The organism is Exiguobacterium sp. UBA6309, from assembly GCF_002439205.1.
In the GTDB taxonomy this organism is placed as follows: Bacteria; Bacillota; Bacilli; order Exiguobacteriales; family Exiguobacteriaceae; genus Exiguobacterium_A.
This window is the reverse complement of the sequence record NZ_DJTL01000025.1, coordinates 418,044-444,433: the sequence shown is the minus strand read 5'-3', so window position 1 is coordinate 444,433 and position 26,390 is coordinate 418,044. Positions and strand designations below refer to the sequence as shown.

29 protein-coding genes are annotated in these 26,390 nt (G+C 49.6%); 20 read left to right on the top strand and 9 right to left on the bottom strand.

The window, feature by feature from the left end:
* Positions 1-141 precede the first annotated feature (141 nt).
* Together B3M90_RS08715 and chrA are read left to right on the top strand one after the other, a co-directional pair.
* Positions 142-1,245, top strand: coding sequence for a DUF418 domain-containing protein (locus B3M90_RS08715; RefSeq protein ID WP_251137786.1), 1,104 nt, complete (start codon positions 142-144; stop codon positions 1,243-1,245).
* Positions 1,246-1,297: 52 nt separating this feature from the next.
* Positions 1,298-2,449, top strand: coding sequence for a chromate efflux transporter (chrA, locus tag B3M90_RS08710; protein ID WP_290783409.1), 1,152 nt, complete (start codon positions 1,298-1,300; stop codon positions 2,447-2,449).
* Between the two features lie 63 nt (positions 2,450-2,512).
* Here chrA and B3M90_RS08705 read toward each other — a convergent pair whose 3' ends face one another.
* The 3 genes from B3M90_RS08705 to B3M90_RS08695 all read right to left on the bottom strand — a co-directional run bounded on the left by B3M90_RS08705 (position 2,513) and on the right by B3M90_RS08695 (position 4,646).
* Positions 2,513-2,929: a GNAT family N-acetyltransferase gene (locus B3M90_RS08705; protein ID WP_056063092.1), complete on the bottom strand. Its 417-nt coding sequence runs from the start codon at positions 2,927-2,929 to the stop codon at positions 2,513-2,515.
* Complete coding sequence (locus tag B3M90_RS08700; protein ID WP_290783406.1) at positions 2,904-3,869, bottom strand: LCP family protein; 966 nt, start codon at positions 3,867-3,869, stop codon at positions 2,904-2,906. The genes B3M90_RS08705 and B3M90_RS08700 overlap by 26 nt, the downstream gene beginning before the upstream one ends.
* Positions 3,870-4,004: 135 nt before the next feature.
* Positions 4,005-4,646, bottom strand: coding sequence for a YigZ family protein (locus B3M90_RS08695; protein WP_290756847.1), 642 nt, complete (start codon positions 4,644-4,646; stop codon positions 4,005-4,007).
* A gap of 99 nt (positions 4,647-4,745) precedes the next feature.
* On the opposite strand from B3M90_RS08695, the gene B3M90_RS08690 reads away from it, so the two are divergent.
* The 14 genes from B3M90_RS08690 (at position 4,746) to B3M90_RS08625 (ending at position 15,660) form a co-directional block, all read left to right on the top strand.
* The gene (locus B3M90_RS08690) at positions 4,746-5,918 is read left to right on the top strand and encodes a sensor histidine kinase (RefSeq protein ID WP_214852439.1); all 1,173 of its coding nucleotides are present in this window, start codon (positions 4,746-4,748) and stop codon (positions 5,916-5,918) included.
* Positions 5,915-6,607, top strand: a complete 693-nt coding sequence (locus tag B3M90_RS08685; RefSeq protein WP_029342537.1) for a response regulator — start codon at positions 5,915-5,917, stop codon at positions 6,605-6,607. The genes B3M90_RS08690 and B3M90_RS08685 overlap by 4 nt, the downstream gene beginning before the upstream one ends.
* A 134-nt stretch (positions 6,608-6,741) precedes the next feature.
* Positions 6,742-7,590, top strand: coding sequence for a DegV family protein (locus B3M90_RS08680; RefSeq protein ID WP_290783403.1), 849 nt, complete (start codon positions 6,742-6,744; stop codon positions 7,588-7,590).
* Between the two features lie 243 nt (positions 7,591-7,833).
* Positions 7,834-9,045 carry a helicase-related protein gene (locus B3M90_RS08675; protein ID WP_290783401.1) on the top strand — a complete coding sequence of 404 codons (1,212 nt, stop codon included), beginning with the start codon at positions 7,834-7,836 and terminating at the stop codon, positions 9,043-9,045.
* Positions 9,046-9,206: 161 nt separating this feature from the next.
* The gene (locus tag B3M90_RS08670; RefSeq protein ID WP_290783399.1) at positions 9,207-9,683 is read left to right on the top strand and encodes a ComF family protein; all 477 of its coding nucleotides are present in this window, start codon (positions 9,207-9,209) and stop codon (positions 9,681-9,683) included.
* A 144-nt stretch (positions 9,684-9,827) separates the two neighbouring features.
* Positions 9,828-10,106, top strand: a complete 279-nt coding sequence (locus tag B3M90_RS08665) for a hypothetical protein (RefSeq protein ID WP_155960182.1) — start codon at positions 9,828-9,830, stop codon at positions 10,104-10,106.
* A 36-nt stretch (positions 10,107-10,142) separates the two neighbouring features.
* Positions 10,143-10,391 carry a flagellar biosynthesis anti-sigma factor FlgM gene (flgM, locus tag B3M90_RS08660; protein ID WP_035410118.1) on the top strand — a complete coding sequence of 83 codons (249 nt, stop codon included), beginning with the start codon at positions 10,143-10,145 and terminating at the stop codon, positions 10,389-10,391.
* 96 nt (positions 10,392-10,487) lie between these two features.
* On the top strand, positions 10,488-10,895 hold the full coding sequence (locus B3M90_RS08655; RefSeq protein ID WP_290783397.1) for a flagellar protein FlgN: 408 nt from the start codon (positions 10,488-10,490) through the stop codon (positions 10,893-10,895).
* A gap of 12 nt (positions 10,896-10,907) precedes the next feature.
* Positions 10,908-12,434, top strand: coding sequence for a flagellar hook-associated protein FlgK (gene flgK / locus B3M90_RS08650; RefSeq protein ID WP_290783395.1), 1,527 nt, complete (start codon positions 10,908-10,910; stop codon positions 12,432-12,434).
* Positions 12,435-12,441: 7 nt separating this feature from the next.
* Entirely contained in the window at positions 12,442-13,380 is a 939-nt protein-coding gene (flgL, locus tag B3M90_RS08645) for a flagellar hook-associated protein FlgL (protein ID WP_214852452.1), read from the top strand.
* A gap of 13 nt (positions 13,381-13,393) precedes the next feature.
* Positions 13,394-13,972, top strand: a complete 579-nt coding sequence (locus B3M90_RS08640) for a DUF6470 family protein (protein WP_214852454.1) — start codon at positions 13,394-13,396, stop codon at positions 13,970-13,972.
* Between the two features lie 4 nt (positions 13,973-13,976).
* On the top strand, positions 13,977-14,417 hold the full coding sequence (gene fliW, locus B3M90_RS08635) for a flagellar assembly protein FliW (protein WP_290783392.1): 441 nt from the start codon (positions 13,977-13,979) through the stop codon (positions 14,415-14,417).
* Positions 14,417-14,641, top strand: coding sequence for a carbon storage regulator CsrA (csrA, locus tag B3M90_RS08630; protein ID WP_035410102.1), 225 nt, complete (start codon positions 14,417-14,419; stop codon positions 14,639-14,641). The genes fliW and csrA overlap by 1 nt, the downstream gene beginning before the upstream one ends.
* A 194-nt stretch (positions 14,642-14,835) precedes the next feature.
* Complete coding sequence (locus tag B3M90_RS08625) at positions 14,836-15,660, top strand: squalene/phytoene synthase family protein (protein WP_035410098.1); 825 nt, start codon at positions 14,836-14,838, stop codon at positions 15,658-15,660.
* A gap of 49 nt (positions 15,661-15,709) precedes the next feature.
* Here B3M90_RS08625 and B3M90_RS08620 read toward each other — a convergent pair whose 3' ends face one another.
* The 5 genes from B3M90_RS08620 to B3M90_RS08600 form a co-directional block, all read right to left on the bottom strand.
* On the bottom strand, positions 15,710-15,877 hold the full coding sequence (locus B3M90_RS08620; RefSeq protein WP_290783390.1) for a hypothetical protein: 168 nt from the start codon (positions 15,875-15,877) through the stop codon (positions 15,710-15,712).
* Between the two features lie 15 nt (positions 15,878-15,892).
* Positions 15,893-16,789, bottom strand: a complete 897-nt coding sequence (locus tag B3M90_RS08615; protein ID WP_214852458.1) for an alpha/beta hydrolase — start codon at positions 16,787-16,789, stop codon at positions 15,893-15,895.
* Positions 16,790-16,812: 23 nt separating this feature from the next.
* On the bottom strand, positions 16,813-17,694 hold the full coding sequence (locus B3M90_RS08610) for a YitT family protein (RefSeq protein WP_290783388.1): 882 nt from the start codon (positions 17,692-17,694) through the stop codon (positions 16,813-16,815).
* An 86-nt stretch (positions 17,695-17,780) separates the two neighbouring features.
* Positions 17,781-20,606 (bottom strand): sensor domain-containing protein, encoded by a 2,826-nt coding sequence (locus B3M90_RS08605; RefSeq protein ID WP_290783386.1) that lies wholly within the window; start codon positions 20,604-20,606, stop codon positions 17,781-17,783.
* A 197-nt stretch (positions 20,607-20,803) separates the two neighbouring features.
* Positions 20,804-21,949 carry a hypothetical protein gene (locus B3M90_RS08600; RefSeq protein ID WP_290783384.1) on the bottom strand — a complete coding sequence of 382 codons (1,146 nt, stop codon included), beginning with the start codon at positions 21,947-21,949 and terminating at the stop codon, positions 20,804-20,806.
* 130 nt (positions 21,950-22,079) lie between these two features.
* On the opposite strand from B3M90_RS08600, the gene B3M90_RS08595 reads away from it, so the two are divergent.
* Both B3M90_RS08595 and B3M90_RS08590 read left to right on the top strand, forming a co-directional pair.
* Positions 22,080-22,736 carry a response regulator transcription factor gene (locus B3M90_RS08595; protein ID WP_214852466.1) on the top strand — a complete coding sequence of 219 codons (657 nt, stop codon included), beginning with the start codon at positions 22,080-22,082 and terminating at the stop codon, positions 22,734-22,736.
* The gene (locus B3M90_RS08590) at positions 22,733-23,998 is read left to right on the top strand and encodes a HAMP domain-containing sensor histidine kinase (protein WP_290783382.1); all 1,266 of its coding nucleotides are present in this window, start codon (positions 22,733-22,735) and stop codon (positions 23,996-23,998) included. The genes B3M90_RS08595 and B3M90_RS08590 overlap by 4 nt, the downstream gene beginning before the upstream one ends.
* A 257-nt stretch (positions 23,999-24,255) precedes the next feature.
* Here the strand turns inward: B3M90_RS08590 and B3M90_RS08585 are convergent, their stop codons facing one another.
* Positions 24,256-24,759, bottom strand: a complete 504-nt coding sequence (locus tag B3M90_RS08585) for a hypothetical protein (RefSeq protein WP_023469278.1) — start codon at positions 24,757-24,759, stop codon at positions 24,256-24,258.
* A gap of 136 nt (positions 24,760-24,895) precedes the next feature.
* Here B3M90_RS08585 and B3M90_RS08580 point away from each other — a divergent pair, with 136 nt between their 5' ends.
* Entirely contained in the window at positions 24,896-25,378 is a 483-nt protein-coding gene (locus tag B3M90_RS08580; protein ID WP_290783380.1) for a hypothetical protein, read from the top strand.
* A gap of 63 nt (positions 25,379-25,441) precedes the next feature.
* Positions 25,442-26,272: a GNAT family N-acetyltransferase gene (locus B3M90_RS08575; protein WP_290783378.1), complete on the top strand. Its 831-nt coding sequence runs from the start codon at positions 25,442-25,444 to the stop codon at positions 26,270-26,272.
* Positions 26,273-26,390 lie beyond the last annotated feature (118 nt).

Sequence of the window (26,390 nt, the reverse complement as noted above, 5' to 3'; positions counted from 1 at the left end):
GCTGTCAGAGACAAACAAGACCTGATTTCCTGCTTGAATGAAGCAGGAAAACTGGCTTGTGTCTCGCCTGAGGAAAGGGCGTGAAAAGACGCGTCATTCTTTTTTTGAGTCAGCCCCTTTTTTTAGGAAGGAAGTGTTAGGTTGGAACAACAGTTGAATCAACGCATCGTTTATTTAGATGTGTTACGGGGTTTTGCATTATGCGGAATCCTATTCGTCAATATGCCAAGTTTTCTTGGGGATCGATCACATGCGATGATGGGGGAAGCGGACCAATGGATTCGTCTGTTTTTTGATCTCTTCATCCAGACGAAATTCTATACGCTGTTTAGTGTCTTGTTCGGAGCAGGATTCTATTTGTTCATCCAGCGTTTGCGACAAAAAGGATTATCGAAGATGATTTTTGCGCGTCGTCTGGGGATTCTTTTTCTCATTGGACTAGTGCATTTATGCTTGTGGCAGGGCGATATTTTACATACGTATGCGTTGACTGGTTTCATCTTGTTATTATTTACGAAAGCAAAGCCGATTACGAAAATGTTAGTTGCAGTCGTCGGTCAAGTGTATACTTTCCTGATTTACATATCGATTTACCAATATGCTAACGAATTCGGAGATGAATCGAGTATCGAAGAGAATGATTTCTTGCAATCGTTGGTCGCTTCCCGGGATATTGTCGGCTTCATTCACGATGAGATAACCGTTCAACTACCGCAATCCTTTCTGAACACCGGTATCATATGGCCGCAAATCCTGTCGCTGTTCTTAATCGGGGCGTTGTTGATGGAACGTTTCAGCACACGACCGCCGACGAATCGTTTTCTCTGGTGGACGTTCGGAATCAGCCTGTTGCTGACGGTGCCATCATTCGTAGGAATCATTCATTCACATATGGACGTACCAGACGGTTCATCTAATCTCTTTTATGTCTGGTTATCAGGTCGGACGCTTGCTATCACCTATGCTTGTGCTGTCGCATTACTCGTCCGTGCTGGACGGATGCGGTGGTTTGCTGGACTGGGGCGGATGGCATTGACGAACTATTTAATGCACACACTCGTCTTTACATGTTTCATCTTCCTGAGCGGTCAGTTTGAAACGACGCCTTTATGGCAAGGTCTGTTACTTGTATTCCTGCTTTTGATTACGCAAGGTATCGCATCAAACAGATATCTAAAACATCATGCACAAGGTCCTATGGAGAAATTGTGGCGAAAGGGAACATACGGGAAGAAAAATTATTGAAGTTCACGAGAACTTAACAATTTTTATGTAAAATGAAAGATGGAGGTGAAACATGCATCGTTTAATCGAAATCTTTCTAGTGTCGTTTAAGCTCGGATGGACGTCGTTCGGTGGTCCGGTCGCCCATCTCGGGTATTTTTATGAAGAATATGTCAAACGGAAAAAATGGATCGACGAGAAAGCCTATGCTGACTTAGTCGCGCTCTGTCAATTCTTACCCGGTCCAGCCTCGAGTCAGGTTGGAATGGGCATCGGACTGATCCGTGGTGGGGTAGCAGGAGCAATTATTTCCTTCATCGGCTTCACGTTGCCGTCGAGTATCGCCTTGATTCTGTTCGCGCTTCTTGCGACACGGTTCGACGTTGCAGAAGCTGGATTCATTCACGGATTAAAACTGGTTGCGGTCGCGATTGTCGCTGACGCCGTTCTGGGTATGGGAATGAAGCTTGCGACAGGTGCCAAACGCCTGACCTTGATGTTACTGGCGCTCGCAGCCGTGCTCTTGATCGCCCATCCATTGGTGCAAGTCGGAGTCTTACTACTCGCAGGTCTTATTGCTTTCTTCTGGTTCAAAGAAGAGACAGAGACAGGTGGTTCGTTGTCAATTCGCGTACCACGAATGTTTAGCGTCATCGCACTCGTCTTGTTTTTCGTCTTACTCGCTATCACACCGCTTCTCGCTCAAGCGACAACTGGAAACATTCAGCTGACGAGTATCATGTACAGTGCCGGAGCTCTCGTCTTTGGTGGCGGGCACGTCGTCTTGCCGTTTCTTGAGCAATTGCTCGTACCTGGACTCATGAATACGGATACGTTCCTTGCCGGATATGCAGCGGCACAAGCAGTACCGGGACCTCTCTTCACATTCGCGACGTATCTCGGTACGATCGTCTCTGGTATTTCTGGAGGCATCCTTGCGACGCTTGCGATTTTCTTTCCCGGTTTCTTACTCGTCATCGGTGTTTTGCCGTACTGGGATCGCATCCGAAAAAATCAGTCGGTTGGTCGGATGTTGATCGGGGTCAACGCTGCCGTCGTCGGTATCTTACTCGCGGCATTGTACGATCCGATTTTTACATCGAGTATTAAAAGTGGACTCGACTTCTTGATGGCTTTCGGATTATTTTGTCTGTTACGTTTTTACAAGCAGTCACCGCTTCGCATCGTTCTGATCGGTGCAGTGCTTGGGTTTCTTTTCTTCTAAATAACAAAGCATAATAACAAAGCAGCAGCGGACATTTGTCCACTGCTGCTTTGTTATTAGACGTCACATGCGCGTCAAGAAGACGAGTTCAATCTCATCGCGGAATACGCGTCGAACTTCCGTGAAGCCGAAGCGAGCATAAAGAGCGAGCGCGGGAAGATTACGCGCTCCGGTCATGACATGTTTTGCGTGACTGTGTTCGAATAGATGTTGCAACAAGGATTGTGCAATCCCTTGCCGGAAGTATGCCGGATCAACGACGAGACGGGTGATTGTCAGAGCATCAACCGTGACGGCACCAGTGATGTTATCGTCGATAACATAAACAAAACCAGTCGGTGCCTCTATGTTGATGTCATCAATCGTTTCTCGCAATGGCGGGAAATCAGCAGTTTCGAGTAATCGTGCTTCAATCTTGTAAGCGCGGCGCTGAACGTCTAATAGTGACGTATGATCAGTTGGTTGAAGTGACCGAATCATCTGCAGCCTCCGTCATAGTGCCGTCCGTTGTCTCATCAGTCGGTAGATTGAGCTGTTCCTTCAACGTCGTTTTTGCATCCGCAAGTGAAGTCGGATCAAGTTGGTAGTAGTAGACGCCGTTGATTTTCGTATCCGTTCCTTTTAAATCAATCCGGTTGACCGAACCGATTTTTTTGATGAATGGTTGCAATTGGAATGCTTCCGTCAACGACATGTTCGTTTTGAAGTTATCACCGGTCGCATCCATCAGACTGTTCAATTTCGTGATGGAACCGAATGAGGTGGATTGATCGACGATCGCTTCGACGATTTGTTGTTGGCGTTTTGTTCGACCGATATCACCTTCAGGATCTTGATAACGCATTCGGGCATAAGCGAGTGCTTCCTCTCCGTTCAACGTTTGTTTCCCCGGCTCCAATTTGACGCCATTGCGCTTATCGGATGAGTCGAGCGTATCGATCGGTAATTTGACGTCGACATCGATGCCACCTAAGGCGTCAACGATCGCGACGACACCGTTGAAGTTGATCGAGGCATAATAGTCGATTGGGATATCGAGTAACGTCTCGACGGTTTCAATCGTTGAATCGATGCCACCAAAGGCATAAGAGTGATTGATTTTATCTTCGTAACCGACAGAAGGGATCTCGACGAGTGAATCACGGGGGATGCTGACCATATCAACGGTCTGATCGTCCTTGTTGAATGTCGCGACAATCATCGTGTCAGCACGTGAGGAAGTGTCACCAGGTCGTTCATCCGTTCCGACGAGCAGAACGGAAAAGTGATCTTTCGTCAAATCAATGGCAGCTTCTCGTTTCTCGGACTTGTCACCACGAGCTAAATCGAGTTTTGAGTCGTTTGCGGTCTGAAATGTCTTGTACGCGACATACGCGAAGGTCGCCCCTCCGCCAATAAGCACGATAAGAAAACTGATCACGAACACTTTGAACCAAGAACGTTTTTTCTTTATCTTTTTTTTATTGCTTCGGGTTCGCTCTTCCACGTTCATTAACTCCTAACTTTTTCTGAATTTTTGAAAAACTTTAAAATTCTTTATAATCAGTATAGCAGTTCAGGAAATAATGTCACGTTCGAGGTAGCGTGTAGAGCCGCTTGACAACTCAGCTTGACCATTCGTCATATTCGTCATCCAGTCGAGAAAATCCGGAACATCGGCTGTCTTGACGAGGACGTCGATCTGGACTTGATCGAGGTAATGGATCTGATCAATTGGATGGACGCTTGCCCGCAGTTCGTTCTCGAGTTTACCAAGCCATGTATAATCGACATTGACAGAAACGACGGTATGCTCGATCCGTTCGACCACACCGACTGCGTTCAATGCTTCAGAGACACTCGAACCATATGCGCGAATCAATCCACCACCACCGAGCTTGATGCCGCCGAAATACCGTGTCACGACGACGACCGTATCGCGCAAGTCACGCTTTTTCAATACTTCGAGCATCGGAACACCAGCTGTTCCGCTCGGTTCACCGTCATCATTCGCTTTTTGGATCTCATTGCGTTCACCGATGACGTAGGCGGAACAATTATGGTTCGCATCGTGGTGTTTTTTTTTCAGCTCGGAAATGAACGCCTGGGCTTGTTCTTCCGTCGTTGCACGCGCTAAATAGGTGATGAATCGTGACTTTTGGATAATGATTTCGTGGAAACCGTTTTCTTTTACTGTATAATAATTAGATAATGTCATAATCAAAAATGTCCTCCTCGTTAACTAGTTCTCTCTAGCATAACGACGTTCCAAGAGAGAGACAACCGTAGACGACTGGCAAGGAATGGAGGGAGTACCATGACGAATGAGATGAGGGAGCGGCTATCCTTGAATGATATCGTACAGAACATCATCGGCGTCGTAGAAGAGAGTCGGGAAGAAATCGTCCGGATCACGGAAAATTCTCGCGAGCAATATGCCGAAATTCAGCAAGAACTACGCGACCTGAAGATTCGGGTGCACGACTATATAAAAGAAGCAGAACGACTTGAACGGCATATCAAGGATGCGAAGGCGCGACTCGTCGTCGTCAGTAAGAACTTCGACAGCTACTCGGAACAGGATGTCCGGTCGGCCTATGAGACTGCAAACGCGTTGCAGCTCGAATCGTTCATCAATCAACGAGACGAGATGAATTGCCGAAAACGACGTGATGAGCTCGAGCGCCGACTGATTCAGCTCGATGAGACGATAGAACGAGCAGATCAATTGATTGGACGTGTCTCGGTCGTCTTGAACTTCTTGACGGACGATATGCAGATGATGAATGAAAAATATGAAAAGGCGATGCAAAAGCAGGAGATGGGTCTAAAAGTCTTCCAGTCCGCCGAAAATGAACGCCGCCGGCTGTCGCGCGATATGCATGATGGTCCGGCACAGACGCTTGCCCATGTCTTGATCCGAGCAGATTTGATTGAAAAGATTCACCAGCACAATGGGGCAGAGGCAGCTTTTGAAGAAATTCACCGTTTACGGACGTTGATTCGGGATGGGCTTGCTGATATCCGTCGTATCATATACGATTTACGTCCGATGACGCTTGACGATCTCGGATTCGTTCCGACGCTCGAACGTTATCTTCGTCATATTCAAGAAATTTCGAATATTCCGGTTCACTTCAACTATCTTGGAGGCGGTGAACGAATCGATTCGACGTATGAAGTTGCTGTCTTCCGAATCGTGCAAGAAGCCGTCCAAAATGCAGTTAAGCATTCCAAAGCGAGTGACATTCGTATTATCATAGAACAATATCAACATTCCGTACGAATCCATGTAAAGGATAATGGCGTTGGATTTGATTTTGATTCCATCGTCGCGTCGTGTGACGAGTCATTCGGACTCGTCGGTATGCGTGAGCGGATCGAATTGATCGATGGTGAATTCGAAATCGAGACGCAACCCGGAAAAGGTACGGTCATCAAGGTAAAGATTCCGATCGAGGAATCTGAAGCGAGAGGGGAAACACTGTGAACAACGAGCAAGTGAAAGTAGTCATCGTCGACGATCATCAGTTATTCCGCGAAGGCGTTAAACGAATTCTTGATTTCGAAGAAGAGTTCGTCGTCGTAGCGGAGGGGGAAAGCGGAGCGGAAGTCATCTCGCTCGTCGAAACCCACCAACCGGATATCGTCTTAATGGATATCAACATGCCGCAAGTCAATGGTGTCGAAGCAACAAAACGTCTGATGGAAGTCTATCCGGACGTCCGTGTCATCATCTTATCGATTCATGATGATGAGACGTATGTCATGCACGCACTCGGTGCGGGCGCGGTCGGTTATCTCTTAAAAGAAATGGCAACCGATGAGCTCGTCAATGCGATTCGTTCCGTATACCGCGAAGGTGGCTACGTCCATCCGAAGGTCACACCGAACTTGTTACAGGAATATCGTCGTTTGATGAAGATGAAACAAACGATGGCATCACAGCCTGTTGAAAAACGAGTCGCGGAAGCACCGCTCCACGTTCTAACACGTCGCGAATGCGAAGTCTTACAGTTACTGGCGGACGGCTTCTCAAACCGCGCGATCAGCGATACGTTATACATCAGTGAAAAGACGGTCAAGAACCACGTCTCATCGATCCTTCGGAAGATGAATGTACCGGACCGTACTGGTGCCGTCGTCGAATCAATCCGCCGTGGATGGGTCGTCGTCTAATATCTCGAAAGACAGGAGCCGGGGCTCCCGTCTTTCTTTTTTTATCCAAGGAAAAATGCTACACTTAAAAACGATTGTGGCGTGTCACATTCGGCAGCGTCACGACGGAACTATAAAAGCGAGGAAATTCACGGATGAGCCAGATTGTGATCTTAACGGATAGCACAGCCTATCTGCCAACTACCTATTGTGAAGAACATCAAGTGCACGTCGCACCACTTAGTGTCATCTTCGACGGTGACGCCTATCGAGAAGGGTTTGACATCTCAGTAGCTGAATTTTATGAACGCATCCAGACGGGCAGCCTCCCAACGACATCACAACCGAACATCGGTGATTTCGTTGCGTCGTTCGAGCAATTGCCGGAAGGAACGGATATCATCGGTATCACACTATCGAGTGGGATCAGTGGAACGTATCAAGCGTTACATACGATCAACATGATGGTGGAGCATGTCAACGTCCATCCAATCGATTCACGTATTTCCTGTATGCCGCAAGCGTTTCTCGTCCAAGAAGCCGTTCGTTTGCGAGATGCAGGAGCGACGGCAGAGACGATCGTTGATCGTCTGGAGACATTAAAAAAACAGATTCGAGCCTACTTCGTCGTCGACGATCTAGCCCATCTCCAGCGCGGTGGACGTCTGAGTGTCGCACAGGCATTCGTCGGCTCGTTTCTGAAGATAAAACCGGTCCTTCACTTCATCGACGGGAAAATCGTTCCGTTCGAAAAAATCCGGACGTTCAAGCGAGCGGTCAATCGGATCGAGGAAATGATGAAGGATGACATCAAAGGAGACGGAGCAGGATATGTCATCGGTGTCATCCATGCTGAGGATTCTATGAAAGCAGAAGCAGAAATTGCCGAACTAACGGCACTTTTCCCGCAGGCGCGCATCGAGATGAGCTTCTTCGGACCCGTCATCGGGACCCACCTCGGACCTGGTGCAATTGGTATCACATGGTATCATGCAGCGGAATGAACAATATATCCGAGAAAACAGATGAGCAACAGGAATTCTCTTACATTGAGAATACCTGTTGCTTTTGTTTTGTCAAAATCCTCGATTTTCATGAATGATTCTACTTACGACAACTTTTAGAGACATAACATACACTATTTTCTTAATTTGACTGAGGAAAAAAGCGATGGAGCAGGAACGAATGCGGACAAGGAGATACCAGGCATATGCGAGAAAGGAACGTCACAGAAAGGAGAGGTCATGATGATGGATCTTCGAGGACGACTCGTACCTGCTGAATGGATAGATACACCAAACGAAACATATCGATACATTCCAGCCGTGACATGGCGTTGTCAACGGTGTGGCGCACTACCAGTACGAGGTGCCTGTACATGTGGAACAGCCTGTTATTATTGCCGAAAATGTCTCGCTTATGGCAAATTGCGAAGCTGCGGGAGGCTTGTGACGGATTTGGAGGCGCTTGATCCAGTGATCCCGTCGCAACACGGACCATTGTTGTTGACGCCGGCGCAACTGCGCATCGCACAAGCAATCCAGCAGACCGTCTTGCGTCCGAAACGACTTCTTGTCCATGCCGTGTGTGGTGCCGGAAAAACGCCGATGCTCTTTCCAGGAATCGCCGACGCCCTTACAAACGGACGACGTGTTCTTGTCGCAGCACCTCGGGCGGATGTCGTCCGGGAATTGACAGGGCATTTAAAGCGAGCATTCGCAAATACGTCCATTGTCTCTTTATACGGTGGTTCATCGGAGCGTCTCGAGTTAGGTGACATCACGGTCAGTACGACACACCAATTGATTCATTACCGGCATTGTTTCGATGTCGTCTTCTTGGATGAGGTCGATGCCTTCCCTTACCGGATGGACCGGACGTTGCACCGGTACGTCAAACGAGCAATGACGAAAGACGCTGCCTTGATTTTATTAAGCGCCACCCCTTCGTTTTGGCATCGACGCTTTCCGATAGTCCGACTGATGCGGCGCTATCACGGGTATCCGTTACCGGTACCAAAGCTCGTCGTACCTTATACCGAACAGATCGTATTCGATTGGTTGGCGCGTCATGCTGCTGTACCACGGCTCGTGTTCGTCTCGCGTATTGCGGAGCTTGAGCGATGGCAGAACCGATTCGCAGATGCAGGCTATACCGTCGAGACGGTCCATGCCGCGGATTCAGAACGAGTCGAGAAGGTCCGACGCTTTCGACAATCGACAGGAATCTTACTGACAACGACGATTCTAGAGCGGGGTGTGACGATCGAAAACGTCCAGGTTGCGATTCTTGATGCCGATCACGGATTCAGTACGGCAGCCTTGATTCAAATCAGCGGACGTGTCGGACGATCGTCGGCGTATCCGGATGGTGACATTTTATTTTGCGCGAATGACCGAAGTGATGCGATGTATGAAGCGATCCATCACATTAAAAAAGCGAATGCCGTGCAACCATGAATCGATGTTTATTCTGTCAAGAGGTCTATCTACCTAGTTGGGAACTCGGAAATCTCTGGACTAGGCAAGTGACCTGTCCGACCTGTAAAATAAAGTTTGTAAAAAGAGGGGAATGCGTCGATTGTGGAAAGCCGGGTTCGCCATGCTGTTCAGATTGTACGGTGTGGCGGCAACAAGGGCTGCCCCTCCAGACGACACCTCTTTATCTGTACAATGATGCAGCCAAGGAATTCATGCGTCGGTTCAAGTTTCTCGGAGATACTGCGTTGCTTGAGATGTTTACCGATGACTTGAAGAAGGTAAAAATCAAACAAGCTGTTCTTGTTCCGATACCGTTAAGCACCGAGCGTCTCGCAGACCGTCGTTTCAATCAAGCGGAGTTGATCGCACGCCAGATGCGTGGGAAAATCGCGCCGTATTTGAATCGTTTGGAGGGTCCTGCCCAAAGTAAGGCAGGACGACAGGCTCGGCTTGCGCGAAGTAATCCGTTTTGCGTGACAAATGACGTCAAAGGGAAGAACATTGTGCTCGTCGATGACGTCTACACGACAGGTGTGACTCTTCGGCAGGCAATGTTTCGACTGAAGGAGGCAGGCGCAAAAGAAATTTCTGCTGTAACTTTATTTCGAAGTGTTTAAGAAAGCGACAATCCTGCCGATACTCTGTATGAGGTGAAAGAAATGGATGTCATCAATTGTAAATCTTGCGGAAAGTTAGTCGTGCGTCAATCTTCAGAACTGTGTATTGATTGCATACGAAAGGATCATACGGATTTTGAGAAGGTGCGCGAATTTCTGCGAGAACGACGAAAAATCCGGACTTCACCTAAAGATGTCGAGATCGGAACGGGTGTCAGTCGAGATACCGTCTTCCGTTACATCAAGGAAGGGCGCTTATTGATCTCCGAGATTTCCCAAATGGAAATCATGTGTGAGAATTGCGGGAAGCCCTCCCGTGAAGGCACGATTTGTGCCGCATGTCGTGATCGTTTACGACGTGACCTCGCCCAGGCGATGCTTGACTCTTCTGACTCTTCGAAACCAAGGACGTATCGGACTTGAACTAAGAATCTTGTAGTCTAGAAAGCAGGTGTTCACATGCGAATTGATTCTACGAAATGGGTGAACATGCCCAAAACGTACGAAAGAACTCAATCAGTAGAAGGAACAAAAAACCAACGCACGAACCGTCCGGACGAAGTCAGTATCTCAACAGAAGCGCGCGCGCGTTTTAATGAGACACAGACGTCACGGACTGAAAAGATTGAATCCCTCAAGCAGGCGATCCAGGATGGAACCTATAAACCGGACGCGAAAAAAATCGCGGAACGTTTCTTGAACCTGTAAGCGGAACATCGTAGAAAATGGAGGCGACTCGGGGCACGGATGCGCGGGTCGTTTTTTATATGAATGGAACCTTTTTAATTCGGAAGGAGAAACCGAATGCAACTCATCAATCAACTCAACGAGGCGCACGCTCAATTGCTCGCGCTCGCAGAAGAAAAGAAGCACGTCTTGATTGCAAACGACATGCGTCGCTTGTCTGAAATCGTCAAGGAAGAACCGGTACATATCAAGCGGATTGAAGCATTAGAGCAAGAACGACTTGCACTCATGGGTAGCGTGACGATGACCGAATGGATCGAGACGCACCCGGAAGATATCGACTCACTCCGGACATTATTGCAGACGATCGGTCAGTTGCGGCAGCTCAACACACTAAACGCGGAGTTGCTAGAGCAATCGTTGCACTATTTGGATTGGCATCTTCAACTCTTGATTCCAGAAGCAGACGACTTCACATATGGGCAGTCCGCACTGAACCAGACACACTTTAACCGAAACGCGTAAGGAGGAATACGGATGGGATCGACTTTCATGGGGCTTGAGACAGGACGTCGGGCATTAACGACGAACCAGTGGGCCCTGCAATCGACTGGAAATAACATTGCGAACGCCGGTACGGAAGGATTCTCTCGTCAGCGTCTCGTCATGGGAACGACAGAACAGCTTTCGATATCGCTTGGATCTGGCCGAAATGGTCAAGTCGGAACGGGTGTCCGCGGAGAAATGATCGAGCGGATTCGTGACATCATGCTCGATAAGCAATACCGGGATGAAGTGACGAAGGTTTCCTATTACGGCACGAAGGAAGCGGCGTTCGGACGGATGGAAGATATCATCAATGAACCGTCGGATACGGGTCTTGCGAAGGCATTCGACGGATTCTGGGAATCACTTCAGACCTTGTCGACGAACCCGCAGGACTCAGGTGCGCGCAGTGTCGTCCGGCAAAAAGCAGAGACACTCGCACAGACCTTCAACTACATGTCGAAGGCAATCAATCAAGTCAAATCAGACTTAAAAAGTGAAATCGATGTCTCGACGAAAAAAGTCAACGATCTCTTGCAAAAAATCCATAACATCAATACGGAAATCCATGTCGTCGAACCGCTCGGTACCTTGCCGAACGCGCTCTATGATGAACGTGATCGCTACTTTGATGAACTTGCTCAATATGTCGATTTCGAAAAAGTGACGGTAGACGCTCAGGCGATTGAAACAGGGAAGATGGGGAATGCGTTACGCAATGCAGAAGGACGTATTGACGTCAACATCAAGTTTCCGAATGGGGACAAGCTGCTTGCGGTCGACTCCGACTTACCGAAAGCAGGGACACTAACCTTCACGACGAACGATCAAGGACTATACACAGGCTTCAAATCGGAGACACAAACTTACACGTTCGATCAGCTAGGCGGTTTCTCAACAGGTCGTTTGACAGGATTGATCGAGATGTACGGGCAAGACCGAAACGGTCAAGCTGTCGGTGAATACGTCAAGATGGAGAGTCAACTTGATGAGATGGCGAAGACCTTCGCCGATGCGTTCAACGCCGCGCACGCGACGAACTTGAAAAAAGACGGGACAGCGGGATCGAATGCGTTCTTTGCTTCGACAAGTGGCGACATCACGGCAGCAACGATTTCTGTCGGTACGGACATCAAAGCGAGTCTCGATAACATTGCGACGTCGACGGATGGAAACATCGGTGACAGTCAAGGAGCGCTGAAACTAGCGAAAATGAAGACGGCAAGCATTACGTTTACGAAGTCGGACACGACGACGACGATCGGCTCGTTCTATCAAAACGTCATCGGCAACATGGCAGTTTCGACCGAACAAGTCGCGCGCCTCGGGAAGAGTGCCGCTGTCTTGATGGAGAGTGCGGATCAACGCCGTATGTCGATGTCTGCCGTCTCGATCGATGAAGAGATGACGATGATGATTCAGTATCAACACGCTTATAATGCGGCAGCACGAAATATTACGACCGTCGATGAGATGCTCGATAAAATCATCAACGGTATGGGACTCGTAGGACGGTGATGAATAGATGAGAGTAACACAAACGATGTTGACGAAAACGAATATCGGGCACTTATCCTCTAGCTATCAGCGCTTGAGCACGCTTCAAGAGCAATTGATCAGCGGGAAGAAAATTCAGCGTCCATCCGATGATCCGGTCGTCGCGATGCAGGGCGTGCGTTACCGGACGGAAGTACGAGAAGTCGAACAGTTCAAGAAAAATGCCAGTGAAGCAACGGGCTGGATGGACTTGACGGATTCGGCCCTTAACGAAGTCACGTCGGCGATGAGCCGGATTCGTGAGTTGACGACACAGGCGGCGACGGATACGTATGATGCGACACAGCGTAAAGCGATCCAGAGCGAGGTCGGTCAATTGATCGAACACATCGGGACGCTCGCGAATACGAAATACAATGAAAAAGGGATCTTCAACGGGACGAAGACGGATACGGAATTCGTCTCGATGGACGGATTGCGTGATTACTTAGCAAGTGCTTCAGGTCCTGTTGACGGTGTCTTCACGGATGGAGATCCAACAGGTAAGGAGACGGAGTCGATTCAATATGAAGTCTCTTCCGGTATCGAAGTCCAAGTCAACATCTCGCCGCTTAGCGTCTTTGGACCGGGAACGTTCCAAACGTTGAAAAAAGTCTACGATGCCCTAGGGACGAATGCTGACAATAATGGAGCTGCTTTATCCGGTATGTTGAAGGATATCGATGAGATGGTGAACGGCACGGTCGAGACGCGTGCGGATCTCGGGGCACGGGTTAACCGGATGGATTTGAACACGTCACGGCTCGAGGATCAGGAAATCATCGCAAAGACGGTCATGTCGGATAACGAAGACATCGAGGCGGAAAAAGTCATCATGGAACTGAAGTCGTACGAAACATTACACCGAGCGGCTCTCAGCGCCGGAGCACGAATCATTCAACCGACGTTACTCGATTTCCTACGATAAGGGGTGAAGGCAGATGAATCTTCCACATCTTGAAATGCGTCAGACGGCAGCGCGAATCGGAATGAACATCACACGTCCGCAAATCGAGCAGAAGCAGACACCTGCCTCCCTTTCGATCGAACAGCCCCGCGGGGAATTGTCGATTGAAACCGTCGCGGCACGTCTTGAGATCGATTCGACACAAGCCTGGATCGAGATGGGGCGTGTTCCTGCGCTCGAGTCCGTTCGGCAGTACGCTGCTTACGGTCGACAAAAGGGACAGGAAGCGGTCGCGCAGAGAGCTTCGGAAGGGGATCAACTGATGCGGATCGAGCAGGGCGGGGGAACGGTCGCGCGGATTGCAAGAGCTAACGACACACCGCCTGCCGAAGTGACGACACTCGGATTCATCCCGCGGAGTCTCGATCGGGTCAAGACGACCTTTACACCGGCGGAAGTCCGATTGAGCTACACCGCGAATCGTCCGAAGATCGATGTCGAAACGCATCAACCGGAGCTGACCGTAAAAGACGGACAGGTCGAGATTTTCTTACAAGAACAAAATCAATTGAATATGTGGCCGGTTGGTGGCATATTCGACGGGGAAGGATAACGACATGCAAATCGAAACCGATTTTTTTGGAACTATCACGATTGAAGAGACGGAAATCATTACTTTCGCGTCCGAATTACCGGGTTTTCCGGACGCGAAGCGCTTCATCCTGCTCCCGTTCGGAGAGGGCGTACCGTTTTGGTCGTTTCAATCGATTGATCAGCCGGAGTGTGCGTTCGTCGTGACGAACCCGTTCTGGATTGATCCGGAATACGTCTTCGAGTTACCGGACGCAGCAAAAGAGCAGCTCGGGATTGAGGATACGGCGCAAGTCGCTGTCTATACGACGGTCACGTTGCGAGATCCGTTCACGACGTCGACGACGAACTTACGGGCACCCTTCGTCATGGAGACGAAACAACGACTCGCGAAACAAATCATCTTAGACGATACATATACGAATCGTCATCTGATCGGCAGCTTGACGGAAGTAGGTGGTCGCTGATGCTCGTACTCAAACGAAAGACGGGAGAAGCGATTCAAATCGGTGACGACATTGAACTGACGATTCTTGCGATTGAAGGCGATCAAATCAAGCTCGGTATCAAGGCACCGCGACAGGTCGACATCCACCGGAAGGAAGTCTACTTGTCGATCCAAGAAGAGAACACGGAAGCCTCCCGTAGCACAGGGTTGATCGGACAACTCTTGAAACAACAGGAAAAATGATTCCATTTGAATGTCATTGGAACGTATTTTTCTTGTGAACGATACGCTTCAAACGAGGATGAAAAGACTCCCTTTGCCTGAATCTAGCGCAAAGGGAGTCTTTCTTATCATGAAACGAATGCTGAAACGCGTTGAATCGTGTATAGTAATGGAGAGAAAAGAAACCTTTTGAGCCAAAGAGGGAGTTGTCAGGAATGAATGAGACGAAGCAGCTGAAAAAAGACGCGAACCGAGTATTGAAAGCGACGAGTCGCACCTTCTACATCCCGATTAGTCGACTATCGCAAGACTTACAGGAAGCGGTCGGTGCTGCTTATCTATGCATGCGCGCCATCGATGAGATTGAAGACCATGAGGACTTGGCGACGGACGTCAAGACGATGTTGCTCCGGGAGACGGCATTGTTGATGCGGGGCACATTTTCCGCTACCGCCTATCTTGAGTTGATTGCGCCGTATACGGCACACCTACCAGAAGTGACCCTTCGTCTACCGGAGTGGATCGCCTATTGTCCGGCTGCGATTCGTCCGAAAGTGCTCGATTCGACGGCTGAGATGGCAGAAGGCATGGCGGTCTGGGCTGAGCGTGACTGGACGGTCGAGACGGAAGCGGATCTTGATGAGTACACATACTATGTCGCGGGACTTGTCGGTGTCATGTTATCCGACATCTGGTACTGGAAGGCTGGTATCGTCACCGATAAACAGCAAGCGATCGGATTCGGTCGTGGTTTGCAAGCCGTCAACATCCTTCGTAACCAACAGGAAGATGCGGAGCGTGGTGTCGGCTACTTCCCACCTGGTTGGACGACGGATACGATGTTCGCCTATGCGCGTGAGAATCTCGCGGAAGCCGATGCGTACCTTGCGTCCATCCCGAAGGAGACGACGATTTATGAATTCTGTCACATTCCACTTGCACTCGCACATGGAACGCTGGATGCCCTTGCAAAAGGGAAAGAAAAACTAAGTCGTCCAGAAGTCTTGAAGATCGTCGGCGCTGCCGTACTAAAACGATAAGCATAAACGAACAGCCGCCCGGTTCCGTCAAAGAAGTGGGCGGCTGTTTTTAACGTAATAGATAAAATGCGAGTCCAATCAAGGCAGAACCCGTCCAAATCAAAGCGATCGTCCGTCCATAGGGCAAACGATAGCCGGCGCGACGGGAGACGAATAGTCCGATCGTCATTACCGTCAACGCGACGAACCAGGTCAAGAATATAGATAGCTGTTGCATGTGTCTCTCCTTCCATCAATGCAAGTCAGACAGATAGGTCAACACTTTATCTTCATACGCCTTCCGGTCATGCGCGTATGACTGGACGTGTCCGCCGTTTTCCGTCACGTAGAGTTCCGAGCGCGGTGCAGCTTTTTGGATTTTCATGCTTTCCGTGACGGGAATCGCATCATCATCCTTACCGTGAATCAACAGAATCGGGTACTCGATGCGCCGGACCGTTTCGACCGGTTTGACTCGTTCTGGATTAAGACCTGTCAACGGTGGCGTGATCTCAAGGATGATCGGTGTGAACGGGAAGTTCGGTAACCCGCTCCAGACGGGCAGGTTCGTTGCGAGATAATTCTCTAAGTCGCTGAACGGGCTGTCGGCGATGACACCGACGACATCCGCTTTCGGTGCCGTTACGAGTGATGTCGCTGCGCCCATCGAGATACCATAGAGGACGACCGGTTTTGAAGAACGTGACTTCGCGTAACGAACAGCTGTCAGTAGATCATCTTGTTCCTTGGCACCGACCGTAACGCGTTTCCCGTCCGATTCACCCGATCCTCGGAAATCGAACGTCAAGACGTTGTATCCGGCATCGTGAAACTTCTTAAATAGCGGGAAGACAGGAACATCATCTTGTTCCCGGTTCTTGCCATAGCCGTGAGCGAAAACGATCGTCAACTTCGCATCTTCGCTTGGCATCCACCAGCCAGACAAACGTGTCCGGTCTTTATAAGAACGGAAGGTGACATCTTCATAGTCAAGTCCTTCTGCTTTTTTGGGTGTCGTCGTCAAGGCTTCGCGTTCCGGTTGCGTCAACGATGATCCGACATAACCGGAAATCCCGATGACAACGATGACAGCGAGCGTCACGATGACGATCACGCCGCCGATGATTTTCTTACGATGTTTTTTCCACACCCGCGTTCCTTCCCTTCGTTCGGTTAATGGATATCTTTTTTCTTGAAGCGACCGCCATGGACATCATGGATGTTGCCGATCGCGATAAAGGCTTGTTCATCGAAGTCACGAACGATGTCCTTCAGTTTAGATTCTTCGAGCCGGCTGATGACACAAAAAATGACTTTTTTGCCGTCACCGGTAAAGGCACCTTCCCCGTTTAAGTACGTCATGCTTCGACCAAGTCGGTCCATGATCGCAAGACCGATCTCTTCATAATTCTCCGAAATGATCCAGACACTCTTCGATTGATCGAGTCCGTCGATGACGACGTCAATCGTCTTGAAGGCGACGAAATAGGTGATCAACGAGTACATCGCTCGGTCCCAACCGAAAACAAATCCAGCAGCACCGAGAATGAAGACGTTGAAGAACATGACGATCTCACCGACTGAAAACGGTGTCGAGCGGCTGAAAGAGACAGCAAGAATCTCAGTTCCGTCGAGTGATCCACTCGAACGGATGACGATCCCGACGCCGATTCCGAGAATCAAGCCACCGAATACGGTCGCGAGCAGATCAACACTCGTCAATGGACCGATGTGTTCGAGGAGTTTCGTTGCGATCGCCATGACGAAGATCGCATATAACGTTGACAGGGCAAACGTCTTTCCAATCTGCTTATAGCCGAAAAAGATGAACGGGATGTTCAAGAAGAACAGCCACAAAGCGAGCGTCGTATCCGTCACCTTTGAGCCGATGATCGAGATTCCGACGATCCCGCCATCGATGATGTTATTGGGAACAAGGAATCCTTTCAGTCCAAGCGCGAAGATGATGGCGCCGATCGTCAGCATCAGTAATCGTCGAAAAAGCTGAACTTTCGTAGAGCGGCGATGATGTTTCGTAGGTAGTGGTGACTGCATGCCATTCCTCCCTTCCATAGTAAAACGCTTTAGGATTACTATAACAAAAAAGCACGAAGACGTGTGTGAACGTCTTCGTGGAGAGGTCAAGGGCGATAACGTAACGACTGGAAGAAACGCATGATCTGTTCTGCTTCGATCGGATTCGTATATTCACCGATGTATTGATGATCTTGTTGTCCGGTGATCGTCACTGTGCAGGAGACGAGTTGAACGTCTTCACTCAAGCGAATCTCAAACGTTGCGTCCGACAACGGTAACAACGTCTTTGACGAAAAATAGAGTGCCCGCGTACTCGTTTGATGCGCTTCAATGTCTGAGAAGGGCAGTTCGAACGACTGGGCATGATGTGTCAGCATGCGAACTTTCCCAGAGACGGAAAAACGAGGAACGGTATCGCTCGACAAGGAACAGGCTTCGATTGGATACAAAATCTCCCGCAGGAGGAACGATACCATGACATCCGCTGGAACCGGGCGACTGAATAGATATCCTTGGATACTCGGACAATTGAGCGTCCGGAACGTATCGAGCTGACGGAGCTTCTCGATGCCTTCGGCGACGACGGTCAGATTGAACTCACCTGCCATGTAGAGAATGCTTTTGACGATCGCTTGGGCTTTGGCGTCATCCGTGATGTGGGTCGCGAACTGCCGATCAATCTTGATGACGTCGATCGGATAGCGCTGCAGGTAGACCATTGAGGAATAGCCTTTCCCGAAGTCGTCGAGTGCGATCCGAACACCGATCCGGCTGACGTATTCGAGTGTCCGACTCGTCATCGGATCATCCATGATTAAAGCCGCTTCCGTGATCTCAAGTTCGAGTAACTCAGGCGCGAGATCGTACGTCGACAGCATCCGCTCGATATGGTGTTCGAAGCCGGGGATCAAGAATCGTTTCGGTGAGACGTTGACGGAAATTGGAACAAGCTCTGCTCCGGTCGCCTTCCAGTCTTGCATCGAACGGCACGCCGTCTCGACGACCCAGTCTCCGATTGCGACATGTAAGGCACTCTCTTCGGCAAGCGGAATGAAGTCGTTCGGTGGAATCCGTCCCCATTCCGGGTGTTGCCAGCGAATCAGTGCTTCTAAACCGACAATCTTTCCTGTCCAGCTGTCGACTTTTGGCTGATATTCGAGGAACAGTTGATCACGTTCGATCGCGTAATGTAAGTCCTGCTCGAGCCGGTAGCGCCGGTAATAATCGATATCGAGATTCGATGCGTAGTGGTGTATCGTACTGTGATTTTCACGACGCGATCGTCGTAAGGCGGTATAGGAATGCTTTAACAATTCGACGGCGTCCGTACTGTCTTCTGGATAGCGACTGACCCCAACGGAAATACGTGCGAACAAGGCGTATGGTTCGATTGAGATCGGTGTTTCCGATAGATCGAGTAGTGCCTCGGCGCATGCCGTCACGTCCTGTTTATCGCTTGTCGGTACGAGCAAGGCAAACTCATCACCACCAAGATGTCCGAGAAACGTTCCATCTGACTTTGTTTGTTGTAATAAGGCAGCCGTTCCTTGTAGCCACTGATCACCGGAGCCGTGTCCGAAGGCACTATTGATCTCAGCAATCCGGTTGAAGGAGACGGTGAGGACGAAGAAGGGGTGGTCCTTCTGTTGCCACACATCGATCGTCTCAATCAGTGCTTGCCGGTTCGGCAGATGCGTCACAGCGTCACGTAAAGCGAGCTGCCGCAATCGTTCCTCGTACGCTTTTTGAAGCGTGATATCATGCATGATGCTGTTCGTATAGGCAATCGTACCGTCCAGTTGGAAGACAGGGATTTGTTGGTCCTCAATCCATTTGACGCGACCATCCGGGAAGTGAAGGCGGTACTGGATCGTGCCAGCCTGACCGTCGACCAACCGTCTAATGAACTGTTTCATCGTCGCGTGATCGCGGACGTCCAACCGCTCGAACAACCACTCACGACTAAGAATTAAATCCTGCGGTAATTCTTCAAAGATGTGCAGGAACCCTTGTGAGTGAAAGAGGATTCGTCCCGAGAACAAGTCGATTTGTGAGATCGCGGCATTGACGGCTTCGTAGATTTCACGTGCCTGCGCCCGTTCCGTAACGAGTTGACGTCGTGCCTCGTCGACTTCCGATAAATCATAGAGGACGACCGACAGATGGTTTGGATGATATGGACGATGGAAGGCTTTCAAGCGTAACAGCTGATAGGTATCGTCAGCGGTCAGCAGGGAGACTTCCATTTCAAAACGTTCCTTTTCACCCGCAATCAAACGTTCCATCTCGAACCGGAGCGGATCGAAGTCACGTGGATGAATCCGACTGAATAACTGTTCTTGATCAAGCGTCGTCGCGTCGACTTCTGAAAGACCTAAAAAATGCAATAAAGCGGGAGAAAACTCGATCGTTTGCGAGTTGACGTCGAAGTGGAAAACGACGAGTTCTGGTATCTGTTCCGTCAGTTCGAGTTGAGAGCGAATGGACGAGACATCTTCTTCGAGTTGTTTCTCACGTGTGATATCGCGCGCAACACCATAGACACCGATGACTTGTTCGTCTTGTTCGATCGGCATGTTCGTAATTTTTAACGTAACCCGGTGTTGATCGGCATGGAGTCCTTGTGCCGTATAATGAACGGTCTCACCATGTAGCGCACGATTGAAAAAGGATGTCACCGCTTCGACTTGATCAGGTGGATTGAAGACGGCAAAGTGCTCATAGAGCGTCTCAGCGGAATAGCCGAGCATGTCCCGTAACTGTTCGTTGAAATAGATGATCGTGCCAGAGACATCAAATAAAAAAATTGCATCTGTCTGTTGTTGAAAGAAGGCTTCCGCCGTTTCCGGACGGGATACTTCAAGTCCACCGATATAGAGTGGGGCTGTGTCGGATTGACGAATCCGATTCATCGCTTCATGAAAAGCCATCCACGTCACCTCCTTACGATACTAACGTTCTCTCTACTAGTATCGGGTGTAGGAAATGGAATTTGCAACATTCGTTCAAGGAATAGACTTATTTTTCAAAAAAGTGAACCAGTATATGAAATTCATGATTAAAAGACAATTGTCCTAACGTGAACAAAAAAAGCCGAAGCTCTGATGAAAGAGCCTCGGTCTAATCTTTAAATCGCTAAATCGACGGATGTAGCACTCGCATTCGGATCCGCATCCGGTCCTTGATCCGGTGCGCCCGGCATGTCACCATCCGGACCAGGTCCGTATCCTCGACCATCGTGTTCTGGTCCTTTTTTCAAATCAGCGTAGCTTGAAACCGCATCCGCTCGTGACTGGATGTGTTCCTTGATCTGTTTCGCTTGTTTTTCTGTCAGCTTGCCATCTTTGACTTGTTGATCGACGGCAGCGTTTTGCGCTGTTAGGACAGCTTTCTCGAAATCCGCGTAAGCAATCTTGTTCGCTTCCGCGAATTCAGGCAATGCTTGATCCGCTGCTTTGAATTTCGCTTCATCGAGTCCAAGTGCTTTTAGAATCGCTGATGTCGCGTCGCCGAAGACACCACCTGGTCCATGGTCACCGCGCTTATCGTGTTCACCGCGATCCGGAAGATCATCATAGCTCTTCGCGTCCTTGTATTCCTCTGTCAGACGAGACTTGATTTCTGTTGCTTGTTTTTTCGTCATCTTCCCGTCTTTGACGAGTTGATTGAGTTCACTCGTCTGAGCTGCAAGCAACGCTTTTTTGTAGTCAGCGAACTTAATCGATTGTGCCTTCGCATAAGCAGCGAGCGATTGATTCGCGGCATCGAATTTTGACTGACTCAGTCCGAGTGCCTTCAAGACGTCAGCGATCAACGATTCGTTGAAGAAGCCGGGTCCGCCGTGACGACCGATCGGCATCTTGTCTTTGAGTTCAGCGTAACTCTTGACGCCACTGAACCGTTCCGTTTGACGCTTCAGCATGTCGTCTGCTTGCGTTTGTGTTAAGTCGCCTGATTTAACGAGACTTGCCAGTTGTTCCTTTGCTGCTGTGAGTTCTGCTTTTTTGTAATCAGCGAACGAGATGCCTTTTGCTTTTGCGATATCGGCGATTGATTGCCCTTTCTCCCTGGCAGCATCTGCCGCGGCTTGTGTCAGATTCAATTTTTTCAAGAGTAACGTCATGTCGTGTTTTTTCATACCTTCGAAGTGGTGTCCGTGTTTCGCTTGTTTTGTCGTGCTTGAGTCATCGTTCGTCGCAGCGTATGCTGATGCGCCTCCGACGGTTAATGCGCTAATTGTCAATGCAGTGATCCATTGTTTTTTGAATGTCATGGGATGATCACTCCTTTCACCTTTTATGGTAGAGGGTCACGAAAGAGAAGTTGTGAGGAAGTTGCAAAGAAACTGCGAAGAAAGGAAAATCTGGATAAAAAGGCGCTACACTAGGAGTGGAGGGATGACCATGAATGTACTATTGATTGAAGATGAACAAAAATTAGCGCAGGTGACGGCACGCTTCCTGCGTCACCATGCTTATGAGGTAACGATTGCTGGTTCGTTAGCGGAGGCGAAACAATGTCTGACGGCAGCGTTCGATGCTGTCTTAATCGACGTCCGCTTGCCGGACGGTGACGGTTGGTCGCTCGTGCCGAGTATCAAATCACAAGTCCAGCCGCCGGTCGTCTTCATGATGACATCGCGCGGCGAGGCGGATGACCGTGTCTTCGGACTCGAACTCGGTGCCGATGATTATCTCGTCAAACCGGTCGTCCTGAAGGAGTTGACGATCCGGCTCGAACGGGCATTGAAAGTCCGTCCGGTCGCTCGCCATGCGTTCGGTGACTTGACGATCGACGAGAAGGGACGCCAAGTCAAAACAGGTGAGCGGGCAGTCAGTCTCGCGAAGATGGAATTCGAACTGTTGCTCTATTTCATTGAACATCTCGGGGAAGCACTGAGCCGGGATCAGATTCTTGATGACGTCTGGGGGTACGCATTCGGAGGCGATACCCGGACCGTCGACACGCACGTCAAACAATTGCGCGATAAGCTACCCGTCATTAAACAACAATTGAAGACGGTCCACCGGGTCGGCTACCGATTGGAGGCGATCGAATGAAACGACGCCCTTTGATGCGGAAGTTCTTATACGCCGTCATCGGTCCCTTGCTGGTGATGGGCGTCCTCAGTTTCGTCTTGACGGCGTTCCTCGTCAATCGGTTCGCGGAAGGCGAACGGTACGATCAACTCGCGCGGGAAGCGAACATCATCAAACAGGCGATTGAAGCCGACACGCCAATTCCGCGTGACATTCAAGGTTTTTTGACGACCGATGGATTAACGCAACGGATCGGTGCGCGTGGACCAGCGGGACGGTTACCACTTTTAGATGGGCTGAAGAAAGAAGACGTCATCGAAGTGCAAGGCGAACGGTTGCTGACATATCAGCTGACCGTTGACGGAACGCGGATTACGACGGTCCGGCAAGCGCCATTAGCAAGTAGCGCCCTCGACGGTGTTTACATCGCGATCGGACTCGCGTTACTCGTGACGTTGCTGCTCGCATCACTGCTTGCTTACTACATGGGACGACACTTGACACGACCGATCGTGACGCTCCGGTCCGTCGCCCAAAAGATTGGTGCGGGCGAGACAGACGTCGTCCTGCCGGCACGACCGAAGGATGAAGTCGGGGAGTTGATTGAAGCCGTCGATGAGATGCAGACACAACTCAAACAAAAGGATCATCTGCAAAAGACGTTCATCGCCGGTATCACCCATGACTTGCGGACGCCGCTCGCAATCATTCGAAACGAGACCGAGGCGCTCGCGGCAGGTGTCATTCCCGTCGACGAACTGCCCGACGTGACGACGAGCATCATCGAGGAGACGGATCGACTCGGTCATCTGATTGACGAGACGTTACTTTATTCGAAGCTTGCCGGTGGACGGATGCCGCTTGAAAAGACGGATGTGGCACTCGATGAACTCGTGCTTGCGACAGTTGAACGACTCCGTGGAACGTTCATACAGGCAGGACTGACGCTGGCGATGGAGCTGCAACCGATGAGGCAGTCTCTTGATCCACGGATGTTCGAGCGCGTTTTGATCAATTTCCTGATGAACGCCCGTTTTGCTTCACCCGTCGGTGGAACGGTCACCGTTCGTTTAACGCATGACGAATTGACGGTCGAGGATGAAGGAGCGGGTGTCCGAACAGAAGACCGGGCGACGATCTGGGACGTCTACGTCAAACAAGAAGGCAGTGCCGGGCATGGACTCGGTCTTGCGATCAGTCGGATGATTCTCGATAGTCATCAATTCGACTATGGTGTGCGCGACCGAAGTGGTGGCGGAGCGGTGTTCTACGTTCGGTTTTGATGGGATAGAATGTAGAGGATTCTGACGAACGATTCCGTCATCCTTGCTTTCCACAGGCGGGAGTAAGCCGCGGCATCTTGCACTCCGTGCCATCTGCCGGGTCTGACTAATCCCTGACGAAAGTGCTGTTGGCACTTTCTTTTCCTGTAGGAGTCGCGGATGAGCTACTTCGTTCTGGAATAGGCACACGAAAAAGGAGAACAGTTTTCGTATCACACAAAAACTGTTCTCCTATTAATGTTGGTAGAAGTTAAAGATCATTCGCCTTCGTTCGCATGAACAAGACTTGGTTTGACGAGGGTGTAGAATTCATCGCTCATTCCGACACGGCTACCCATCTGGCAAGCGAGTTCGAGTGTTTCCTTATAGAAGTTCGCGACGAGATCATGGTTCTTGATGTGCTCATCTTGCATCGCCTTTTTGACCCCGAGGACGACTTTATCGATTTGCTCATCGGCATCATTTCGGACTGGGACGACGTTTTCCGGAAGATCGACTTCCTTATCGTGTCCATTGAAGCGGAACGATGCCCCGAATCCGAGGTGCTCGAGGAAGAAGTGTGGTAACAGTTTACTAGCGAAGAACTGATGCCATTCCGTCTCTTTCATTGCTTCCATGTCACGCTTGAACGACGTCGTTGCGAGTGCATAACGATCGTGTGTATCCTTCATGAACTTCTCGAGGATCGGAACCTGCATTGCAAACGCATTCTTGAGCAAGTTATCGAGCTGTTCTTGCGTTAATTGTTCTTGTTCAGTCATCGCTTTAACCCCATTTCATTTCGTTATCCTTATCGTAAGAAATTTAGACAATTCCGTCAAATCTTTTTCGAGAATAGAGTTTACCTATTTCACAAAAGGGAATCCATTACTATCAATCATTTTAGGGGGAGTTAGCATGAAACGAATCGCAATGACAGGAGTCTTACTCGGAGCATGTCTGACTCCGGTAACGGGCTTTGCCGCAAGCAACGTGACGTATAGTAAAGGGGTCGTTGAAAATAAGACGTTCGGCTATACCGTCAAGACGACGGACGCGTTAAAAAAGGCAATCCAGCAAGACAAGGTTGATCTCATTAAAAACAAGACGGTCAAATCAAAATACGGTGTCATCACGCGGAGTGGCACGTTCGCGTTGTATTATAAAGTCAAAGGAGCGAATCAGTTACTCGTTAACTTAAACTACGAGCCGAAGAAGCTCTCGAAAAAAAAGTTCGACCGTGAAATCGGATATGGTACATATCTCGGGACGAAAGGTAGTAAAACGTACTACTACGTCTTACCGACGGAAGCCGTCAAAGGCGCTGTCGGCAAGAAAGCGATCGAGAACTTGATTGTTAAGGACGTCCCGCAGATGATGAAGACATTCAAACTGCAATGAGCACTAGCTTTTGCTAGTGCTTCTTTTGTTCGTTCGTTATAGTTGAAAATGAGGTGAATGAATATGGAATGGAACGTCACAGACGTCAAACAAACAACAGATGTATTACAACTCGAAAAATGTGTCAACGATCACGATGGCATTGAATTAAAAGTCGCAGCCGATTGGGTCGGCGAGAACGATTTCGCAATCTATGATGGCGAGCAACTCGTCGGGTACTTACAAGCGTTCGCGTACTTACCGACGGAGTGGGAATTGAACGTCTTCGTTGATCCCGATTACCGGAAACAAGGCATCTTCACGGCACTCGTTGAAGCGGCGCGCGCACGTGCTACGGAAGCAGGCGTCGAAGCATTTACGTTCGTCATTGATGACGCAAGTGAGTCAGGTCAAGCCGTCCTCGAAGGATTAGGGGCAGAGTACCGGATGACCGAGTACAACATGATCTTGAAGAAGGCGCAGCTGTTCTTAAAAGCAGATCCGGATTTCGAATTACGCGAAGCGACAGCGGATGACCGCCCGTTCATCGTCGAGACGCTCGGCAAATCGTTCGGTAACACGGACGAAGAAGCGGAGTCGATCTATCAAGCGATTGAATCCGACGACCGGATCACGTTCATCGGCGTCGCTAATGGCAAACCGGTCGGCGTCATTCGTGCCTATCTCGCTTCCGATACACAAGCAAGCATCCATGCGTTCGCGGTTCGTCCGGAAGCTCAAGGTAATGGTTACGGGAAGAAGATGCTGAAGTTGATGGTCCAAGCGTTGTTCCGGACAGGTCGGACGCAACTGGAACTCGACGTCGAGACGGATAACGACCGGGCACTTGATCTTTACAAAGAGGCAGGATTCGTCGTCCATCGTGGCTATCAGTTCCACGTGTTGGCAGTTTAAAATAATGAGCGATTGACGAATATTCCAGTGCATGCTGGATGCTCAAGTTGCTCCACTCCTACAGGAAAAAGCGCAGTTGCGCTGTCAGAGACAAACAAGACCCGGCTCTTCGCTTGAA

Coding starts and splice junctions, on each gene's coding strand:
- flgM (WP_035410118.1), top strand. CDS start 10,143: ATGCGAATTGATTCTACGAAATGGGTGAACATGCCCAAAACGTACGAA.
- B3M90_RS08695 (WP_290756847.1), bottom strand. CDS start 4,646: ATGACATTATCTAATTATTATACAGTAAAAGAAAACGGTTTCCACGAA.
- csrA (WP_035410102.1), top strand. CDS start 14,417: ATGCTCGTACTCAAACGAAAGACGGGAGAAGCGATTCAAATCGGTGAC.
- B3M90_RS08705 (WP_056063092.1), bottom strand. CDS start 2,929: ATGATTCGGTCACTTCAACCAACTGATCATACGTCACTATTAGACGTT.
- B3M90_RS08620 (WP_290783390.1), bottom strand. CDS start 15,877: ATGCAACAGCTATCTATATTCTTGACCTGGTTCGTCGCGTTGACGGTA.
- B3M90_RS08690 (WP_214852439.1), top strand. CDS start 4,746: ATGACGAATGAGATGAGGGAGCGGCTATCCTTGAATGATATCGTACAG.
- B3M90_RS08680 (WP_290783403.1), top strand. CDS start 6,742: ATGAGCCAGATTGTGATCTTAACGGATAGCACAGCCTATCTGCCAACT.
- chrA (WP_290783409.1), top strand. CDS start 1,298: ATGCATCGTTTAATCGAAATCTTTCTAGTGTCGTTTAAGCTCGGATGG.
- B3M90_RS08590 (WP_290783382.1), top strand. CDS start 22,733: ATGAAACGACGCCCTTTGATGCGGAAGTTCTTATACGCCGTCATCGGT.
- B3M90_RS08610 (WP_290783388.1), bottom strand. CDS start 17,694: ATGCAGTCACCACTACCTACGAAACATCATCGCCGCTCTACGAAAGTT.
- B3M90_RS08600 (WP_290783384.1), bottom strand. CDS start 21,949: ATGACATTCAAAAAACAATGGATCACTGCATTGACAATTAGCGCATTA.
- B3M90_RS08675 (WP_290783401.1), top strand. CDS start 7,834: ATGATGGATCTTCGAGGACGACTCGTACCTGCTGAATGGATAGATACA.
- B3M90_RS08640 (WP_214852454.1), top strand. CDS start 13,394: ATGAATCTTCCACATCTTGAAATGCGTCAGACGGCAGCGCGAATCGGA.
- fliW (WP_290783392.1), top strand. CDS start 13,977: ATGCAAATCGAAACCGATTTTTTTGGAACTATCACGATTGAAGAGACG.
- flgL (WP_214852452.1), top strand. CDS start 12,442: ATGAGAGTAACACAAACGATGTTGACGAAAACGAATATCGGGCACTTA.
- flgK (WP_290783395.1), top strand. CDS start 10,908: ATGGGATCGACTTTCATGGGGCTTGAGACAGGACGTCGGGCATTAACG.
- B3M90_RS08605 (WP_290783386.1), bottom strand. CDS start 20,606: ATGGCTTTTCATGAAGCGATGAATCGGATTCGTCAATCCGACACAGCC.
- B3M90_RS08625 (WP_035410098.1), top strand. CDS start 14,836: ATGAATGAGACGAAGCAGCTGAAAAAAGACGCGAACCGAGTATTGAAA.
- B3M90_RS08580 (WP_290783380.1), top strand. CDS start 24,896: ATGAAACGAATCGCAATGACAGGAGTCTTACTCGGAGCATGTCTGACT.
- B3M90_RS08655 (WP_290783397.1), top strand. CDS start 10,488: ATGCAACTCATCAATCAACTCAACGAGGCGCACGCTCAATTGCTCGCG.
- B3M90_RS08585 (WP_023469278.1), bottom strand. CDS start 24,759: ATGACTGAACAAGAACAATTAACGCAAGAACAGCTCGATAACTTGCTC.
- B3M90_RS08595 (WP_214852466.1), top strand. CDS start 22,080: ATGAATGTACTATTGATTGAAGATGAACAAAAATTAGCGCAGGTGACG.
- B3M90_RS08575 (WP_290783378.1), top strand. CDS start 25,442: ATGGAATGGAACGTCACAGACGTCAAACAAACAACAGATGTATTACAA.